The sequence below is a fragment of the Streptomyces sp. NPDC127177 genome, from assembly GCF_042672475.1.
Taxonomy (GTDB): Bacteria; Actinomycetota; Actinomycetes; order Streptomycetales; family Streptomycetaceae; genus Streptomyces.
Map to the genome: position 1 here is coordinate 1 of NZ_JBHXUW010000095.1, position 19,385 is coordinate 19,385.

Sequence of the window (19,385 nt, forward strand, 5' to 3'; positions counted from 1 at the left end):
ACACCCTCCGACCACGCCGCACCATCCGCCGCACCCGCGAACGACTTGCACCGCCCGTCCTTCGCCAACCCACGCTGACGACTGAACTCCACGAAGACCTCGGGCTCCGACATGACAGCAACGCCGCCCGCCAGGGCGAGGGAGCACTCACCGGAACGCAGCGCCTGGATCGCGAGGTGCAGGGCCACCAGGGACGAGGAGCACGCGGTGTCCACCGTCATCGACGGGCCTTCGAGTCCGAGCACGTAGGAGATCCGGCCGGAGGCGATACCGCCCGTGCTCGCGTTGTGGGCGTAGTCGTGGTACATCATTCCGGCGAAGACGCCGGTCCGGCTCTCCTTGAGGGAGAGCGGGTCGATGCCAGCCCGCTCGAACGCCTCCCAGGACGTCTCCAGCAGGAGTCGCTGCTGCGGGTCCATGATCAGCGCCTCGTTCGGGCTGATACCGAAGAACGCGGGGTCGAATCCGGGGGCGTTGTCGAGGAAACCGCCACGGGCCACGTAGCTGGTGTCCGGCCGTACGCCCTCCGGGTCGTAGATCTTCCTCAGGTCCCATCCCCGGTCCGTCGGGAAGTCGGAGATGAGGTCGGCGCCCTCGCTCACGGCCTGCCAGAGGTCCTCTGGTGAGCCGACGGCTCCCGGGTAGCGGCATGCCATGCCCACGATCACAATCGGGTCATCGGCGTGGTTGGCGGAGCTCGGGTCAATCACCGGGTGGGCCGTCGCGGGGACATCCGTACCGGCCACCTCGTGCAGCAGGTGGCGGGCCAGTCCGACAGGGGTGGGGTAGTCGAAGACGACGGTCGCGGGGAGGCGTAGCGCGGTGGCATCGGCCAGCGCGTTACGGAACTCCACCGCTCTCAGGGAGTCGAAGCCGAGGTCCTTGAACGCCTTCTCCGGCTCGATGGCTCGGGGCGAGGCGTATCCGAGGACGGAGGCGACCTGTTCGAGGACGACCTCGAGCATGGCGGCCTCGCGGTCGGGCTCGGCGAGGCGCGCCAGCCGCTGCTGGAGGCCGTTCGCCTCGGCGTTGTTTGTGGCCCTGCGCCGGGTGACGACCGGTACCAGGGTGCGGAAGAGTTCTCGGCTGCTGTCGCCCTGGGCCCGTACTGCGGCGAGATCGAGTTGGACCGGAACCACTACCGGCCCGTCCATCCGCAGTGCTGCGTCGAAGAGGGCCACCCCTCGTTCCGAAGAGATCGGGAAGACGCCGCCGACGGAGGAGATGCGGGAACGTTCGGCGCCGGACAGCTTGCCGGTCATCCCGCTGGCCTCGTCCCAGAAGCCCCAGGCGAGGGAGTGCGCGGGAAGCCCTTCGGCTCTGCGGTGCGTGGCCAGGGCGTCCAGGAACGCGTTCGCCGCGGCGTAGTTCCCCTGGCCCGCGTTGCCGAAGGTACCGGCCACGGAGGAGAAGAGGACGAAGGCGGCGAGGTCCATGCCGCGCGTGAGCTCGTGCAGGTTCAGTGCTGCGTCCACCTTCGGGCGGAGCACCGCCGACACCCGTTCCGGCGTCAGCGAACCGATCACCCCGTCGTCCAGCACGCCCGCCAGGTGTACGACCCCCACCAGCGGCCGATCCGCCGGAATCGCTCCCAGCACCCTGGCCAGGGACTCCCGGTCAGCCGCATCGCAGGCCTCGACCACCACGTCGGCGCCCCAGCCGGCCAGTTCCTCGACCAGCTCGGGCATGCCTTCGGCCACGGCACCACGACGGCTCGTCAGCACCAGTCGCCGCACTCCACGCTCGACCACCAGATGGCGTGCGAACACCCGGCCCAGCGTGCCGGTGCCGCCCGTCAGCAGCACCGTCCCCACCGATCCGAACTCCGGCCCGCCATCGCCGTCACCGGCACGCTCGGACCCCGCCTCGGCTCCGGACCCTGCCTCGGCCCCGGCTCCGGCCTCGCTCGTGGGTGATGTGGGCGGCAGTGCCCGCATCAGGCGTCCTACATGCGCCCGGCCCTCGCGCACGACCACCTGGGACTCGTCCAGTGCCACCAGCCGGGCCACGTCCGAAAGATCGTCGAGCTCACCGTCCAGCAGCACCACGCGCCCGGGGTTCTCCGACTGAACCGACCGCACCAGCCCCCACACAGCAGCACCGGCCACATCCGCCAGACCCTCACCCGGCAACGCCACGGCACCCACCGTCCGCACCACCAGACGAGCCCCCGCAAAACGCTCATCAACCAACCACTCCTGCACCACCCCCAACACCTCACACACCGCATCCCGCACACCAACCGCAGAACCAACCCCCACCCCACCAACACGCACCGAATCAAACACCACCACATCCGGCACCACATCCAGCACCGCATCCGGCACCACATCCGACGAACTCGGCAGATCGGCCCAGTTGCCGACAACCAGCCCGTCCGACTTGTCCGCAGCGGGCAGCGCCACCTCGGGCCACTCGACGCCGAACAGCGACCCCGCCACGCCCGACTCGGCCACCGCGCGCCGCTCCCCTCCCACCGAGCGCAGCGCGAGCGAGTCCACCGACGCCACCACGTCACCACCGGCATCCGCGAGCACCACCGAGACCCGGCCCTCACCCACCACCGAGACCCGGACACGTGCCGCGGAGGCGCCCACCACACCCAACGACACACCCGACCACGCGAACGGCAACGCCGCCCCCTCGCCCACCGCACCCGACAACGCCACCCCATGCAACGCGGCATCGAGCAGCGCCGGGTGGAACCGGAAGTCGGTCGCGGGCGTGCCCGTGGGCAGGGCTACCTCGGCGTAGACGTCGCCGTCGGCGCGCCAGGCGGATTTCAGTCCTCGGAAGACGGGCCCGTACCGCAGTCCCTCTCCCGCCATCGTGTCGTAGAACCCGTCCAGGTCCACCGGCTCCGCACCGGCCGGCGGCCACTGCTCCGCGCTCCATGCGGCGTCCGGCGTCGTGCTGCCGGGGGCGAGGACACCGGTCGCGTGCCGTGTCCAGGGCTGGTCGCCGTCCTCAGTGCGGGCGTGAACGGTCACCGGGCGCCGGGAGTCCGGGCCTGCTGTGCCGACCGTGACGCGTACCGCCACACCGCCCCGCTCGGGCACGATCAGCGGTGCTTCCAGCGTCAGTTCGTCGATGACCGGGCAGCCGACCTGGTCCCCGGCGTAGCCGACGAGTTCCACGTGGCCGGTGCCGGGGAAGAACACGGAGTCGTCCACCCGGTGGTCGCCGAGCCATGGGTGCGTGCCCAGGGAGAGGCGGCCCGTCAGGCTGAGCGCGTCCGTGTCCGGGGCCGATACCCGTGCGCCGAGCAGTGGGTGGCCCGCGGGTTCGAGACCGGCGGTCAGCACATCGCCCGCGCCCGTCGGCGCGGTGACCCAGTAGCGTTCCCGCTGGAAGGCGTACGTGGGGAGTTCCACCCGGGTGGTGGGCCCGGCGGCGTCGTGGAAGAGGCTCCAGTCGACCGGGGCGCCGTGGACGTAGGCCTCGGCCAGGGACAGGGCGAACCGGGCCGGGTCGCCGCTGTGCCGGCGCAGCGATCCGACGGCGGTGGCGTCGGCCGACGCTGCGGTGACCGTCTCGCCGAGGGCTATGAAGAGGCCCGGGTGCGGGCTGGACTCGACGAAGAGGGTGAAACCGTCGTCGAGCATGGCCCGGGTGGTGGCCTCGAAGCGCACGGTGCGGCGCAGGTTCTCGTACCAGTAGCCGGCGTCGAGCGCGGTGGTGTCAAGGGGGCCGCCGGTGACCGTGGAGTAGAAGGTCATGGTGGACGGGCGGGGTGTCACCTCGGCGATCTCGGCCAGCAGGCGGTCGCGTATCTCCTCGACGAAGACCGAGTGGGAGGCGTAGTCCACGGGAATCCGGCGGGCCTGTACGCCCTGTGCCTCCAGGTGGGCGTACATCTCGTCGAGCGCCTCCTTCTCACCGCACACGACGGTGGAGGCGGGGCTGTTCACCACGGCGAGCTGAAGCCTGTCGCCCCAGCCGCGCATCACGGTCTCGGCCTCGTCGGCGGGCAGCGCGACCGACATCATGCCGCCGCGTCCGGCGAGGTCCTGGCGGATGATCCTGCTGCGGAGTGCGACGACGCGGGCGCCGTCCTCCAGCGAGAGCGCTCCGGCGACGCAGGCGGCGGCGATCTCCCCCTGGGAGTGGCCGACCACGGCGGCGGGCTCCACGCCGCACGCGCGCCAGAGACCCGCGAGGGAGACCATGACGGCCCACAGGACCGGCTGGACGACATCGACCTCGTCGAAGGTGGGCGCTCCCGGGCGCTGATGGACGACGTCGAGCAGGTCCCAGTCGGTGAAGGGGGCCAGCGCGGTGGAGCACTCCCGCATGCGTTCGGCGAACACCGGGGAGCTTTCGAGGAGTTCGACGGCCATGCCGACCCACTGGGAGCCCTGGCCGGGGAAGACGAAGGCGACCTGGGCGGGGCCGGTGGCGGTGCCTCGGACCACGTGCGGCGCCTTGGCGCCGTCCACGAGTGCGTCCAGGCCGGTGAGCAGGGGGGTGGTGTCGCCGGCGCTGTCCGTGCCCGAGGGGGCCGGGGTGTCGAGGACGACCGCACGGTGCTCGAACGCGGAGCGGGTGGCAACCAGGGCGTGGCCGATGTCCTGCGGCCGGGCGGCGGCGCCGGCCCCGTCCCGTACGAAGGAGGCCAGCCGCTCCGCCTGGGCGCGCAGGCCCGCGGCGCTGCGTCCCGAGACGGGGTACGGCACGACGGGCGTGACGAAGGGGGCCCTTCTGCCGTTCGTGGCCTGCTGTCCCCCGGTCTGTTCCGTGCTCGTCCCGGTGGTCGCACCGGTGCCGTTGTCGCGGCCCTCCGTCGCGCTTTCCTCGGCGGCTTCCTGCGCGGGCTCCTCCTGGAGGATCACGTGGACGTTGGTGCCGCTGAGCCCGAAGGCCGAGATGCCGGCGGTCCGCGGGTGCCCGTTGCGCTCCCAGGGTTCGGCCTCGGTGAGCAGGCTGACGTTGCCGGAGGTCCAGTCGACGTGGGTGGAGGGCTCGTCGGCGTGCAGGGTCCTGGGCAGCAGGCCGTTGCGCAGGGCCATGACCATCTTGATGACGCCGCCGACGCCCGCCGCCGCCTGGGCGTGGCCGATGTTTGCCTTGAGCGAGCCCAGCCGCAGCGGCTGCTCGGCGGTGCGGTCCTGTCCGTAGGTGGCGAGCAGGGCCTGTGCCTCGATCGGGTCGCCGAGTGTGGTGCCGGTGCCGTGCGCCTCGACGACGTCGACATGGGCGCCGGGTACGCGTGCGTTGGCGAGGGCCTGGCGGATGACGCGTTGCTGGGACGGGCCGCTGGGCGCGGTGAGGCCGTTGGATGCGCCGTCGGAGTTGATCGCGGATCCGCGTACGACGGCGAGAACGGGGTGTCCGTTGCGGCGGGCGTCGGAGAGGCGTTCCAGCAGGACGATGCCCGCGCCCTCGGCCCAGCCGGTGCCGTCGGCGTTGTCGGAGAACGCCTTGCACCGGCCGTCGGGTGCGAGGCCGCGCTGCTTGCTGAAGGCGACGAAGGGCGCAGGTGTCGACATGACCATGACGCCGCCGGCCAGGGCGAGCTTGCATTCGTCCTGGCGCAGGGCCTGTGCGGCGAGGTGGAGGGCGACGAGCGAGGACGAGCAGGCGGTGTCCACGGTGAAGGACGGGCCTTCGAGGCCGAGGGTGTAGGAGATGCGGCCGGAGATGACGGAGGCGGCCCGCGCGGTGGCCATGTAGGCCTCGACGGCTTCGGGCACGCCTTCGGGGAAGTCTCCGTAGTCCTGGATGCCGGAGCCCATGTAGACGCCGACCCGGCCGCCGCGCAGGGTCTCGGGGGCGATCCCCGCGCGTTCGAAGGCCTCCCAGGCGACTTCGAGGGTGAGTCGCTGCTGGGGGTCGGTCGCCTCCGCCTCCATGGGGCTGAGACCGAAGAACCCGGCGTCGAAGTCGCCTGCGCCCTGCAGGAATCCGCCTTGGTGCACATAGCTGGTGCCCGGTTGCGAGGCGTCGTCGCCCATGAGCTGTTCGAGGTCCCAGCCGCGGTCGTCCGGCATGCCCGACACGGCGTCGCGACCCTCGGCGACCAGCTGCCACAGGTCTTCCGGGGTGGTCACACCGCCGGGGAACCGGCAGCCCATGGCCACGATGGCGATGGGTTCCTGCGCGGCGGCCTCGGCGTCCTGGAGGCGGCGCCGGGTGCGGTGCAGGTCGGCGGTCACCTTTTTGAGGTAGTCGAGGATCTTCTCGTCGTTGGCCATATCGGTCTCACCGAGTCCTTTGGGTCAGATGCCGGCAGCGTGCCCGTGTCAGGCGAGGCCGAGTTCCTGGTCGATGAAGGCGAGGACGTCGTCGGCGGAGGCGTCGTCGAGCGAGTCCCGGGCGGCGGCCGTCCCCGTTTCGCCGCTCTGGAGGGTGGTCAGTGTGTCGAGGAGGGTCTGCAGCCGTGAGGTGATGCGGCTGCTGCGGATCTCCTCGATGTCCAGCGCCCCGACGAGTTCCTCGAACCGGTCGACCTCCGCGAGGATCGGCGTCGCGGTGTCGTCGCTGTCGGGGAAGAGCCTGGTGTGCAGGTGATCGGCGAGGGCGGTGGGGGTGGAGTAGTCGAAGACCAGCGTCGCGGGCAACTGGGTGCCGGTGGCGGCGGTCAGGGCCTGGCGGAGTTCCACGGCGGCGACGGAGTCGAAACCGAGGTCCTCGAAGGCCCGTTGCGGATCGAGTTGGGCGGCCGTCTCGTAACCGAGCAGGGCGGCGACGCGCGTCCGTACGAGGTCGAGGAGTGCTCGGCCGCGCTCGGCGACGGAGAGGACGGCGAGCCGTGCCGTCAGGCCGTCCGCGTCGGCGGCCTCGGAGCCCGGCCCGGCGGAGAGGATCTCCGTCACCTCGTCGAGCGCGGCGAGGAGCGGGCGGGGGCGGGCGAGCGTGTACGTGGGGGCGAACCGGGACCAGTCGAACTCGGCGACCACCAGGTGGCTCTCGTCGTGTTCCAGGGCCTGCCTCAGTGCGCCGATGGCGAGGTGGGGGTCCATGGCCGGTGCGCCGATGCGCTCCATCACGGCGCTGAGTTCGGCGTCCACCATGCCGCCCTGCCAGGAGCTCCAGGCCACGGACGTGGCGGTGAGTCCGCGGGCGCGGCGACGGTGCGCGAGGGCGTCGAGGTGGGCGTTGGCCGCGGCGTAGGCGGCCTGCCCTGCGCTCCCCCAGACGGCGGCGCCGGAGGAGAAGAGCACGAAGGCGTCGAGGGGGCGATCGCCGAGGAGGTCGTCGAGGTGCTGGGCGCCGGTGATCTTCGCGTGGCCGACGGCGGCGAACTCCTCCTCGGTGAGTTCGGTGAGCGGTGCCATGCGCTGCATTGCTCCGGCGGCGTGCACGACGGTCGTCAGGGGCAGTTCCCCGGGTATGGCGTCGATGACCCGGGCCAGTGCGGTGCGGTCGGTGACGTCGCAGGCCGCGAGGGTCACCCGGGTGCCGGAAGCCTCCAGTTCGGCGGCCAGTTCGCGGGCGCCGTCGGCCGCGTCGCCGTGCCGGCTGAGGAGCAGCAGGTGCTGGATGCCGTCGGCGGCGAGCATCCGGGCCACGTGGGCGCCGAGGCCGCCGGTGCCGCCGGTGACCAGTGCCGTGCCGTGGGACGGGCGGGCCCGGGGCGGGGTCCGGTCGCCCAGGGGGGCGCGGACCAGCCGGCGGGCGAGGATGCCGTCGGCGCGCAGGGCGACGGCGTCCTCGCCGGTGGCACCCGAGAGCACGTCGCAGAGCCGGTGCAGGTCGGTGGGGCCCGGTTCTGCGGGGAGGTCGACGGTGCCGCCCCAGGTGTCGGGGTGGTCGAGGGCGAGGCCGCCGCCGAGGCCCCAGAGCTGGCTCTGTTCCGGGGCGGTCAGCTCGGTGGAGCGGAGGGCGGCGACGGCTGACCGGGTGGCGCACCAGAGCCGGGGGGCGTCCGGGGTGTCGGCGAGGGCCTGGGTGAGGGCGACGGTGGCGGTGAGGCCCCGGGTGAGGTGCGGGTGTCCGGGTTCGGTGCGGTCGTCGAGGGCGAGGAGGGACAGGACGCCGGCGGACGGCTGTGCGGCGAGCCGGGCGGCGAGGTCGGCGCGGCTCTGTCCGGGGACCGCTTCGATGACGTGCGGGGAGGCGCCGCGTTCGATGAGAGCGGCCAGGATCGCGGTGACCAGGGGGGCATCGGCCTGTCCTTCGGCGACGGCGACGAGCCAGGGGGCGTCGAGCGCGGTGGCGGAGGCGGCCGGTGTGGTGACGGGATGCCAGACGACGCGGTAGCGGAGGTTGTCGAGAGCGGCCCGCTCCTGGTGGAGGCGGCGCCACCGTGCCATCGCGGGCAGTACCTCTCCGAGCGCGGTCTCGGTGACCGCGAGCCTGTCGGCGAGGGCGGCGACGTCCTGGCGCTCGACGGCCTCCCAGAAGGCGGCCCCGGCCGGGTCGGCGCCCCGGCCGGTGGTGGCCGGGCTCTCGGTGCGCTCCAGCCAGTGACTGCGGTGTTGGAAGGGGTAGGTGGGGAGGGGGGTCCGCTGACCTCCCCGGCCGGCGAAGAAGCCGCTCCAGTCGACGACGCTGCCGTGCGCGTGGGCGTGGGCCACCGCAGTGGTGAGGGTGCGTACCTCGTCGCGTTCGCGGCGCAGGGCGGGAACGCACAGGGCGTCGTCGGCGGCTGTCAGGCAGTCGGCCGCCATGGGCGTGAGTGCGGCGTCCGGGCCGATCTCCAGGAGAACCCGGACGCCTTCGTCGTGCAGGGTGCGTACTCCGTCGCGGAATCGGACCGCTTCACGGACGTGGCGTACCCAGTAGTCGGGCGAGGTCAGTTCGTCCGGTCCGGCGAGCCGGCCCGTCACGTTGGAGACGACGGGCAGCCGGGGTGCCTGATACGTCATCCGGGCGGCGACTTCCCGGAACGCGTCGAGCATGGGCTCCATGAGAGGCGAGTGGAAGGCGTGCGACACCTTCAGTTGCTTCGTACGACGTCCGAGGGCGGTGAAGTGCTCCGCGAGGGCGAGGGTCTCCTTCTCCGCCCCCGACACCACCACGGCGGACGGACCGTTCACCGCCGCCAGCGCCACCCCTTCTCCGAGCAACGGCACGACCTCGTCCTCCGACGCGGCCACCGCCACCATGACCCCGCCCGCCGGGAGTTCCTGCATCAACCGGCCACGTGCCACGACGAGTTCAGCCGCGTCGGCCAACGACAGCACTCCTGCGACGTGCGCCGCCGCGATCTCACCGACGGAATGCCCCACCAGGAAGTCCGGACGCACGCCCCACGACTCCAGCAGCCGGAACAGGGCGGTCTCCACCGCGAACAGGCCGGCCTGGGCGAACATCGTCCCGTTCAGCAGCTCGGCATCCTCACCCCACACCACCCCACGCAGACCCACACCCAACCGCACATCCAACTCCGCCAGCACCGCGTCGAACGCCTCCGCGAACACCGGGAACGCACCGTACAACTCACGGCCCATCCCCAACCGCTGCGCACCCTGACCCGTGAACAGGAACGCCGTGAGCCCCTCCACGGAAGCACCCGCAGACGTGACGACATCCGCACACTCGCGACCCGCCACCACATCCGACAACGCACGCACCACCGCACCACGATCCGCACCCACCACCACCGCACGGTGATCCAGCACCGCACGTGCCGTCCCCAGCGAAAAGCCGACGTCCAGCAGCGAAACCTCCGGATTCGCCTCCACATGAGCGAGCAGACGACCCGCCTGCGCCCTGAGAGCCTCGGGGGTCTTGGCCGAGAGCGGCAGCGGAACCAGCGAGGCTGCCACGGCGGGCGGGGCCTCTTCTTCGCCCTCCTCGGCCGCCGGTGCCTCCTCGATGATGACGTGGGCGTTGGTGCCACTGAGCCCGAAGGCGGATACGGCGGCGCGGCGGGGGCGCCCCAGGTCGGGCCAGGCGATGGCCTCGGTGAGCAGGGAGATGTTGCCCTTGGACCAGTCGACGTTCGGTGTCGGCGCGTCCACGTGGAGGGTGCGGGGCAGGATGCCGTGGCGCATGGCCTGCACCATCTTGATGATTCCGCCGACGCCCGCCGCGGCCTGGGCGTGCCCGATGTTCGACTTGACCGAGCCCAGGTACAGCGGCTGGTCGGCGGGGCGGCCCTGACCGTACGTGGCGAGCAGGGCCTGCGCCTCGATCGGGTCGCCGAGTGTCGTGCCGGTGCCATGGGCCTCGACCGCGTCCACCTGGCCGGCGGTGAGCTGGGCGGCGGCGAGGGCCTGGTGAATGAGCCGTTGCTGTGCCGGGCCGTTGGGCGCGGTGAGGCCGTTGCTGGCCCCGTCGGAGTTGACGGCGGTGCCACGGACCACGGCGAGCACCCGGTGTCCGTTGCGCCGGGCGTCCACGAGCCGTTCGACGACGAGCATGCCGACGCCTTCGCCCCAGCCGGTGCCGTCGGCTGCCGCCGCGAAGGACTTGCAGCGGCCGTCGGGGGCGAGGCCACGTTCCTGGCTGAAGCCGACGAAGGAGGTGGGTGTGGCCATCACGGTGACGCCGCCGACCAGGGCGAGGTCGCACTCGCCGGTGCGCAGGGACTTGACCGCCCAGTCGAGCGCGACGAGGGAGGACGAGCACGCGGTGTCCACGGTCACGGCCGGGCCCTGGAGTCCGAGGGTGTAGGAGACGCGTCCTGAAGCGACGCTGGCCAGACCGCCTGTGCCGCCGTCGGTGGCGTAGTCGTGGTAGACGACCCCGGCGAAGACACCGGTGAGGGAGCCCTTCAAGGAGAGCGGGTCCACTCCGGCGTCCTCCAGAGCCTCCCATGACGTCTCGAGCAGCAGGCGCTGCTGAGGGTCGGTCTCACGGGCGTCCTTGGGGCTCATCCTGAAGAAGTCCGCGTCGAACCGGTCGGCCTCGTGGAGGAATCCGCCCTCGCGTGCGTACGTGTGCCCGGGGGTGGCGGGCTCGGGGTCGTACAGCCCCTCGACGTCCCAGCCGCGGTTGACGGGGAAGCCCGTGATGCCGTCCCGGCCTTCGGCCACGAGTTCCCACAGCTGGTCGGGGGAGGTCACACCGCCGGGGTACCGGCAGCTCATGCCGACGATCGCCATCGGCTCGTGCTCCTTGGCCTCCGCTTCCCGCAGACGGCGCTTCACCTGCCGCAGGTCGGCCGTGGCCCGCTGGAGGTAGTCGCGAAGCTTGTCCTGGGTTGCCATCTGTACCTCAACCAATCTCGGTGCGGGTGTCGGCCGTGCCGGGCGGGTCCGGGCCGTGACCAGTGGTGTGTGCGCGACGGGGCAGAGTTTCGGGGCGGTGCCGGAGGGGCTCCCGGCGGGTGCCAGGGCCCTGTCGGGGCGGCGCCGTCCGGCCCGGCGTGCCTGTCGGTGTGGGGGCTAGAGGAGTCCGATCTCCTGGTCCAGTACGTCGAACAGTTCGTCGTCGGTGACCGAGTCGAGGGCGGCGTCCTCGTGCCCGGTGCGGTCGGGGCCCTCGCCGTGCGTGTCCTGCCAGCGGCGCAGCAGCGCTTCCAGCCGGGAGGTGATGCGGGGGTGGTCCCAGGCGTCGTCGGGCCGTGTGGTGGCGAGGGTCGCGTCGAGCTGGTCGAGCATGCCCAACAGGGCCTCGGACGCGTCCTGTTCGTCGGATCCGTCGCCGATCAGTCCGGTGAGGTGCGCCGCGACGGCCCGGGAGTCCGGATGGTCGAAGACAAGGCTGGCCGGAAGGCTGAGCCCGGTGGCACTGCCGAGTCGGCGGCGTAGTTCGACTGCGGCCAGTGAGTCGAATCCGAGGTCCTGGAAGGCCCGGTCGGCGCCGACCGCCTCGGGGGTGAGGTGGCCGAGCAGGGTGGCGACGTGTGAGCGGACCAGCTCCAGCAGGATGCGGCCGCGTTCGTCCTCGCTCCGTCCGGCGAGGCGGCGGTGCAGATCGGCCGCGGCGGAGAGGCCGGTGCCCGGACGGGTTCCGGGGCGGCCGGGGACGCGGACGAGGGTTTCGAGTACGGGCGGCAGCTGCCCGGTCAGGGAGCGCAGGACGGCCTGGTCGGGGTGGAGGGCGAGCAGCGAGGCGGACCGGGTGCGCAGTGCGTCGTCGAGAAGGGCGGTGGTGCGCTCGGCGGTCAGCGGCAGGAGCCCGGTACCGGTTTCGTGGGATCCGTCCAGGTCCGCGGGGCCGTTGGTGGCGGCCCCGGGGCCGAGCGCGAGGGCCGTGGCGGTGAGACCGAGGCTGTGCCGGTGCTGGGCGAGGGCGTCCAGGAAGGTGTGTGCGGCGGCGTTGTGGGCCTCGCCGGCTCCGTGGACGAGTCCATGGGTCGAGGTGAGCAGGACGAAGGCCGACAGGTCGAGGTCCGTGGTGAGTCCGTGCAGGTTCCAGGCGGCTTCGGCATGCCGGTGCAGGGCTTCGTCGATGAGGTGCGGGGTGAGTTCGCCGACCGGGGTGTTCTCCCCGGATGGGCCCGTGTGGACGACGGCGGTGAGCGGCCGGCTGCTGCCTTGGAGGCGGGCCACCAGAGCGGCGAGTGCGTCGCGGTCGGCGGGGTCGCAGCCGCTGACGACGAGTTCGGTGTCGGTGCCGTCCGTGAGCGTGTCCGTGGCTCCGGGTGCGGTGGCGCCGCCGGCGACGAGGACGCGGGTGGCTCCGTGCGAGGCGACTATGTGGCGGACCAGTCCGGCGCCCGCCGCGGAGAGTCCACCGGTGACGAGCACTGTTCCTCCGGCGCGGACGGCGCCCGCCTCGCCGCCCGGTTCTGCCGGGGCCAGCCTCGGGAGGAGTACGGTGCCGCCCCGGACGGCGAGTTCGTCCGCGCCGGTGGCGAGGGCGTCCGGCAGGGTGCTCGCCGAGGTGTCCAGCCCGTCCACGTCGGCGAGGACGAACCGTCCGGGATGCTCGCTCTGTGCCGCCCGGACGAGGCCCCACACCGCGGCGTGCCGCACGTCCGGTGCCTCGTCCCCGGCCGCGACGGCGTACCGGGTGACGACGACCAGCCTGGGCCCGTATCCGTCCGGCACGTGGCAGAGGAACTCCCGCATGTGTTCCAGGACTTCGGCGCTGTGCGTGCGCACGGCGTCCGGTACGTCGGCGGTGGCGCCGGCGGCCGGTCCGGCCAGGGGCAGCAGGACGAAGTCGGGGGCGTCCCCGTCCCCCGGGTCGCGCGGGTCGAAGGCGGGGAAGGGGAGGCCGGTGCGCGGGTCGTCCAGGGGGCCGGCGGCGGAGAGCACGGCGGTCCGTGATCCGAGGTCGGCGATGTCCACGGGCGCGGGCGTCCACTCCAGCCGGTACAGCGCGCCGATGGGTGCGCCTGCGGTCAGTTCGGCCGGGTCCACCGGCTTCCAGGCGATGTCCTCGACGGTCAGTACGGGCCGCCCCTGGCCGTCCGCGAGGTCGAAGGACGCACGGTCCGGGCCGGTCGGCCGGACCCGTATCCGCAGTTCGGTCGCGCCGGTGCGGTGCACCTGTACGCCGGTCCAGGTCCCGGGGGTCAGCGGCGGCGCCTCGTCGGCTGTCTCCGCGCCGCCTGTCGAGGCCCCGAAGCGGGCCAGCTGGACGGCGGCGTCGAGCAGCGCCGGGTGCAGCGCGCACGGCTCGCGGGCCTCGCTCTCGTCGAGCACGGCGACACCGAAGAGCTCGTCACCGCGCCGCCAGGCGGCGTCGAGGGTGCGGAAGGCCGGGCCGTGTCCATGGCCGAGGGCGAACAGCCGGTCGTGGAGGGTGCCCGTGTCCACCGGGGTGGCGCCGGGCGGCGGCCACGCGGTCGTCGCCTCGGACGGTTCGGCGGACGGCGGGGCGAGTACGCCCCGCGCATGCAGGATCCAGGCCGCGTCGTCACCTTCCGGCACCGAACCCTGTGTCCGCGAGTGGATGTCGACCGTACGGCGGCCGTCGTCCGTGTGTGCTCCGACGGTGACCCGCAGGGCGGCTCCGGGGGCGGCCGGCAGCGGCAGCTGCGCCGTCACGGTCAGCTCGTCCAGACGGGAGCAGCCCGTCTCCGTTCCGGCGCTCAGCGCGAGGTCGGCGAATGCCGCGGCCGGCAGGACGGGCGTCCCCAGCAGGTCGTGGTCGTCGAGCCAGGGCAGTTCGGAGCGGTTCAGCCTGCCGGTCAGAACGGCACCGCCGTCGGGGAGCGCCACGACCGCGCCGAGCAGCGGGTGTTCCGTGCCGCCGAGCCCGGCGGCGGTCAGGTCGGCCCCGGACCGTTCGGGGAGCGCCCAGAACGGCTCGCGGCGGAACGCGTACGTCGGCAGGTCGACGCGGTTCGCTCCGCTGCCGGCGAAGAACTCCGCCCAGTCGACCGGAACATGGCGTACGTGGGCGAGTGCCAGGGCTCCCGTCAGTTCGGCAGCCTCGTCGCGGTCACGGCGGGAGAGCGGCAGGAACGCGGCGGTGGTGGTCTCGGGCAGGCAGGCGGGGCCGAGGGCCGACAGAGCGGCGTCCGGACCGATCTCCAGGTATGTGGTGACGCCCTCCTTGTCCAGGGTGTGTACGGCGTCGGCGAACCGTACGGTCTCCCTCACGTGCCTGACCCAGTGGGCGGGGTCCGCGAGGTCGGCGGCGCTCACGGCGCGTCCGGTCAGGGTGGAGACGAGCGGGACGGACGGCTCGGCCACCGTGATCCCGGCGGCCACGCGTGCGAAGTCGGCCAGCATGGGTTCCATCAGCGGTGAGTGGAACGCGTGCGACACCCGCAGCGGTTTGGCCGAGCGGCCCAGGGCCTCGAAGTGGTCCGTCACGGCACGTACGGCGGCGACGGTGCCGGACACGACGACGGACTCGGGTCCGTTGACGGCGGCGACGGCGACCTCGCCGTTGAGGAGCGGTGCCACCTCTTCCTCGCTCGCCCGCAGTGCGGCCATCCCTCCGCCCTCCGGCAGCGCCTGCATCAGCAGGCCACGCGCGGCGACCAGTCGTGCGGCGTCCGGAAGTGACAGGGCGCCGGAGACGTGGGCGGCGACCAGCTCTCCGATGGAGTGGCCTGCGAGGAAGTCGGGGCGGACGCCCCAGGACTCCAGGAGCCGGAACTGCGCCACCTCGAAGGCGAACAGTGCCGCCTGCGTGTACCCGGTGCGGTTCAGGGCGGTCTCGTCCTCGTCGACGATCGCGGCGAGCGGCCGGTCGAGGTGGACGTCGAGCGCCGCGACGGCCTCGTCGAAGGCCTGGGCGAAGACGGGGTGGAGGCGGTGGAGCCGCCGTCCCATTCCGAGGCGCTGGGAGCCCTGACCGGAGAAGAGGAAGGCGGTCGGCCCGCCACCGGAGCGTCCGGTGTCCGGTGCCGCCACGAGCGAGGGAACGGTGCCGCCGTCCGCCAGCACGGCCAGGTCGCGCAGGGCCTGCGCCCGGTCGGTGACCAGGAGCGCGGCGCGCTGTTCCAGCGGGGTGCGGGTGGTGGCCAGGGAGTGGGCGACGTCGAGTGTGCTCGCGCCGGGCCGGGCGTCCAGATGGGCCAGCAGCCGTCCGGCCTGGCGGGCTGTGCCCTCGGGGTCACGGGCCGACAGGAGCCACGGAACGGGGGCGACGGGCTCGGCGGGGGCGGGCTCGGCGGCGACGGGCACAGGGGGTGCGGCGTGCCCCCTCGCCCCGGCCTCCGGGGGTGTTCCGGTTACGGCGTCGGGGGTCGTCGCCTCTCCGTCGGCCGCCGGCGCCTCGATGATCACGTGGGCGTTGGTGCCGCTGATACCGAACGACGAGATGCCGGCGCGGCGCGGTCGGTCCAGTTCGGGCCACGGACGGGGCGCCGACAGCAGAGAGACATCGCCCGTCTCCCAGTCGACCTGGGAGGAGGGCTCGTCGAGGTGGAGGGAGGTCGGCAGGACGCCGTGCCGCATCGCCTCGACCATCTTGATCACCCCGGCGATACCGGCGGCGGCCTGGGCGTGCCCGATGTTCGACTTGATCGAGCCGAGGTACAGCGGCCGGCCGTCGGGCCGGTCCTGGCCGTAGGTGGCGAGCAGGGCCTGGGCCTCGATGGGGTCGCCCAGGGTGGTCCCGGTGCCGTGGGCCTCGACCGCGTCCACATCGGCGGTGCCGAGACCCGCGTTCGCGAGCGCCTGTCGGATGACGCGCTGCTGGGACGGGCCGTTGGGGGCCATGAGCCCGTTGCTGGCACCGTCCTGGTTGACGGCACTGCCCCGCAGCACGGCGAGCACGGGGTGCCCGTTCCGGCGGGCTTCCGACAGCCGCTCGATGACGAGCATGCCCGCGCCCTCGGACCAGGCGGCGCCGTCGGCGGCCGCCGAGAACGAGCGGCACCGGCCGTCGCGGGACAGTCCGCGCTGCCGGGCGAACTCGATGAACGTCTCGGGCGTCGACATCACGGTCACACCGCCGACCAGGGCCAGCCCGCACTCGCCCGACCTGACGGCTTGCGCGGCCAGGTGCAGCGCGACCAGGGACGACGAGCACGCGGTGTCCACGGCCAGCGAGGGCCCTTCGAGACCGAAGGTGTACGAGACGCGGCCGGGGCCGAGCGATCCGGCGGCGCTGTTGCCCGCGTAGTCGTGGTACATCGTGCCGGTGAAGACACCGGTCGCGGTGCCCTTGAGCGACAGTGGATCGATCGTCGCCCGCTCCATCGCCTCCCACGCGACCTCCAGCATCAGCCGGTGCTGCGGGTCGCTGGTCAGTGCGTCGTTCGGGCTGATCCCGAAGAATCCGGGGTCGAAGTCTGCGGCGTCGTGCAGGAATCCCCCGTGGCGTACGTAGCAGGTGCCGGGCCGGGTGGACTCGGGGTCGTAGAGCCGCTCCAGGTCCCAGCCCCGGTTGCTGGGGAACTCGGTGATGGCATCGACTCCGTCGTCGACGAGCCGCCACAGGTCCTCGGGCGAGCGCACCCCGCCCGGGTAGCGGCAGGCCATGGAGACGATGACGACGGGGTCGTCGTCGGCGGACGGCGCGGCGACCGCAACGGCTGCGGTGGTGCTGTCCCCCGCGAACAAGGAGCCCAGGTGTCCGGCTACGGCACGGGCGTTGGGGTGGTCGAACACCAGAGTGGCGGGCAGTCGCATCCCGGTGGCGGAGGCAAGCTGGTTGCGCAGCTCCATCGCGGTCAGGGAGTCGAAACCGATCTCGGTGAAGGCCCGGTCGGGTGCCACGTCGGCCGCCGCCCCGTGGCCGAGCACGGCTGCCACTTGGGCCCGCACGAGGTCGAGCAGGGCCCGCAGCCGCTCCTTCGGCGCCAGCGCGGCGAAGGACGAGCGAGGCTGCTGAGCGGAGCCTGCCCGGTCGCCGGACGCGGCGCGCGCCTTGCGGCGCACGAGCCCGGAGAGGATCGAGGACGGCGGTTCGGCCGCCCGCAGGGCCCTGAGGTCGAGACGGAGCGGGAGAAGCAGTGCGTCGTCCGACTGACCGGCCGCGTCCAGCAGCGCCAGTGCGTGTTCGGGAGCGAGGGGTTCCACACCGGATCGGCTCATACGTCGCAAGTCGGTACTGTCCAGCCCGCTCGCCATACCGTCGCCGTCGGCCCACAGGCCCCAGGCGAGCGACTGGCCGGGAAGACCGAGCCCCTGCCGCACGGCGGCGAGGGCGTCGAGGAAGGCGTTCCCCGCGGCGTAGTTGGCCTGCCCCGGATTACCGAGAACGCCCGCGACGGACGAGAAGAGGACGAACGCCGACAGGTCCAGATGGCTCGTCAGTTCATGCAGGTTCCACGCCGCGTCGGCCTTCGGCCTCAGTACGCGGTCCAGCTGGACGGCGGTGAGCGAGCCGAGGGTGGCGTCGTCCAGTACCCCGGCACAGTGCACGACCGCTGTCGGCGGGTGCTGTTCCAGCAGGGCGCGGACGGCCTCCCGGTCGGCGAGGTCGCACGCTGCGACGGTGACATCGGCGCCCAGGCCCACAAGCTCGGCGCGCAGCTCGGCGGCTCCCGGTGCGTCCGGTCCGCGGCGGCCGGTGAGGACGAGACGCCTGACCCCGTGAACGGTGACGAGGTGACGTGCGACGAGAGCGCCGAGGGTGCCCGTACCGCCGGTGACCAGGACGGTCGCATCGCCGCCGCCGAACGGGGACCGTGGCGCGGCATCGGACGGATGCGGCGTGGGAGGGACGCGGACCAGCCGGGGCACCCAGACACCGCTTTCCCGGACGGCCGCCTCGGGCTCGCCGGAGGCGGCCAGCGCGGCGACGTGCGCAAAGGTGTCGACGCCGGTGCCGGTGTCGGTCAGCAGGATCCGCCCGGGGTTCTCCGTCTGGGCGGACCGTACGAGACCGGCGACGGCCGCGGACGCCGGATTCCTGAGCGTCTCGCCCGGCAGGGCGACTGCTCCCCTGGTGACCACGAGCAGTGCGGTGGAAGCGAACCGCTCTTCAGTGAGCCACTCCTGTACGACCGCGAGCGCGCGGGCCGTCAGTTCGTGGGCCCCGGACACCACGTCGCCGGCCGACGGCGGACATTCCCAGACGAGGACGGCGGCCTCGGGCACGGAGGCACTGTTGCGGTCGTCCCAGGGCACGGTGGCAGCCTTGGGCGCGGCCGGGGCGGGAGCCTGTGCGAGCGGCGTCCACCGTACCGAGTACAGGGATCCGTGCTGTGCGGTCCCGCCGGTGGCCGCGACGGGGACCGGCCTGGTGACGAGGGCGCCCACGGAGAACACCGGGCGTCCTTCCGTGTCGGCACCGTCCACCGTGATGCTGTCGGCGCCTGATGGTGCGATCCGCACCCGGAGTCCGGATGCACCGGTCGCGTGGAGACGGACGCCCTTCCAAGCGAGGGGAAGCCGCGTCTTCCCCTCGTCGCCGGGCATCGCTTCGGACCCGTCCAGGAGTGAGGCGTGCAGTGCGGCGTCGAGGAGGGCGGGGTGCAGGCCGAAGCGCTCGGCACCGGCTGCCTCCGCCTCGGGCAGGGCCACCTCCGCGAAGATCTCGTCGCCACGCCGCCAGGCCGCGACGAGCCCCTGGAACGCTGGGCCGTAGCCATACCCCTGGTCGTCCAACCGCCCGTAGACATCGCTCAGTTCGAGAGGTACGGCACCCTCCGGGGGCCAGCTGGTGGTGCCGGGGGCGGGTGCCGCCGCGTCCGGCAGCAGCACACCGTCGGCGTGCAGGGTCCAGGGCGCCTCGCCCACTTCGTCGTCCTCGTGCCGCGCGTGCACGGCGACGCCTCTGGCACCGGTGCCGTCATCGGCCCCGACCAGGACCCGGACCTGAACGCCGCCGTGGGGCGGAAGCACCAGGGGCGCCTGCAGGGTCAGCTCGTCGAGCACGTCGCAACCGACCTGCGCGCCGGCGCAGAGCGCCAGCTCCACCAGGCCCGACCCCGGAAACAGTACGGCCGCGCCCATCCGGTGGTCGGCAAGCCACGGCTGACTGTCGAGGGAAAGCCGACCCGTCAGTACGGGCCCGTCCGCACCGGGAAGAGTGAGCGCCGCGCCGAGGAGTGGGTGGTCGGTGGAGCCCAGGCCGAGTTGGCCGGGGTCGTTGCCACCGAGCTCCGACTCCATCCAGTACCGCTCACGCTGGAAGGCATAAGTCGGCAGATCGACACGGCGAGCACCCGAACCCTCGTAGAACCCGGCCCA

At 72.9% G+C, this 19,385-nt stretch carries 3 protein-coding genes and 2 pseudogenes; all 5 read right to left on the bottom strand.

Annotated features, from left to right (window positions below):
• Positions 1-2,540: type I polyketide synthase (locus ACFVJX_RS34575; protein WP_385746618.1), on the bottom strand; the 2,540-nt coding region annotated here is incomplete at its 3' end.
• Positions 2,523-4,340 (bottom strand): annotated as a pseudogene (locus ACFVJX_RS34580) (acyltransferase domain-containing protein); the annotation flags it as partial. The gene ACFVJX_RS34575 and the pseudogene ACFVJX_RS34580, both read right to left, overlap by 18 nt.
• Positions 4,329-6,155, bottom strand: a pseudogene (locus ACFVJX_RS34585) (type I polyketide synthase); the annotation flags it as partial. The pseudogenes ACFVJX_RS34585 and ACFVJX_RS34580, both read right to left, overlap by 12 nt.
• Positions 6,156-6,242: 87 nt before the next feature.
• On the bottom strand, positions 6,243-11,114 hold the full coding sequence (locus ACFVJX_RS34590) for a type I polyketide synthase (RefSeq protein WP_384136276.1): 4,872 nt from the start codon (positions 11,112-11,114) through the stop codon (positions 6,243-6,245).
• Between the two features lie 162 nt (positions 11,115-11,276).
• Complete coding sequence (locus ACFVJX_RS34595) at positions 11,277-19,307, bottom strand: type I polyketide synthase (protein ID WP_385746615.1); 8,031 nt, start codon at positions 19,305-19,307, stop codon at positions 11,277-11,279.
• Between the last annotated feature and the right edge of the window lie 78 nt (positions 19,308-19,385).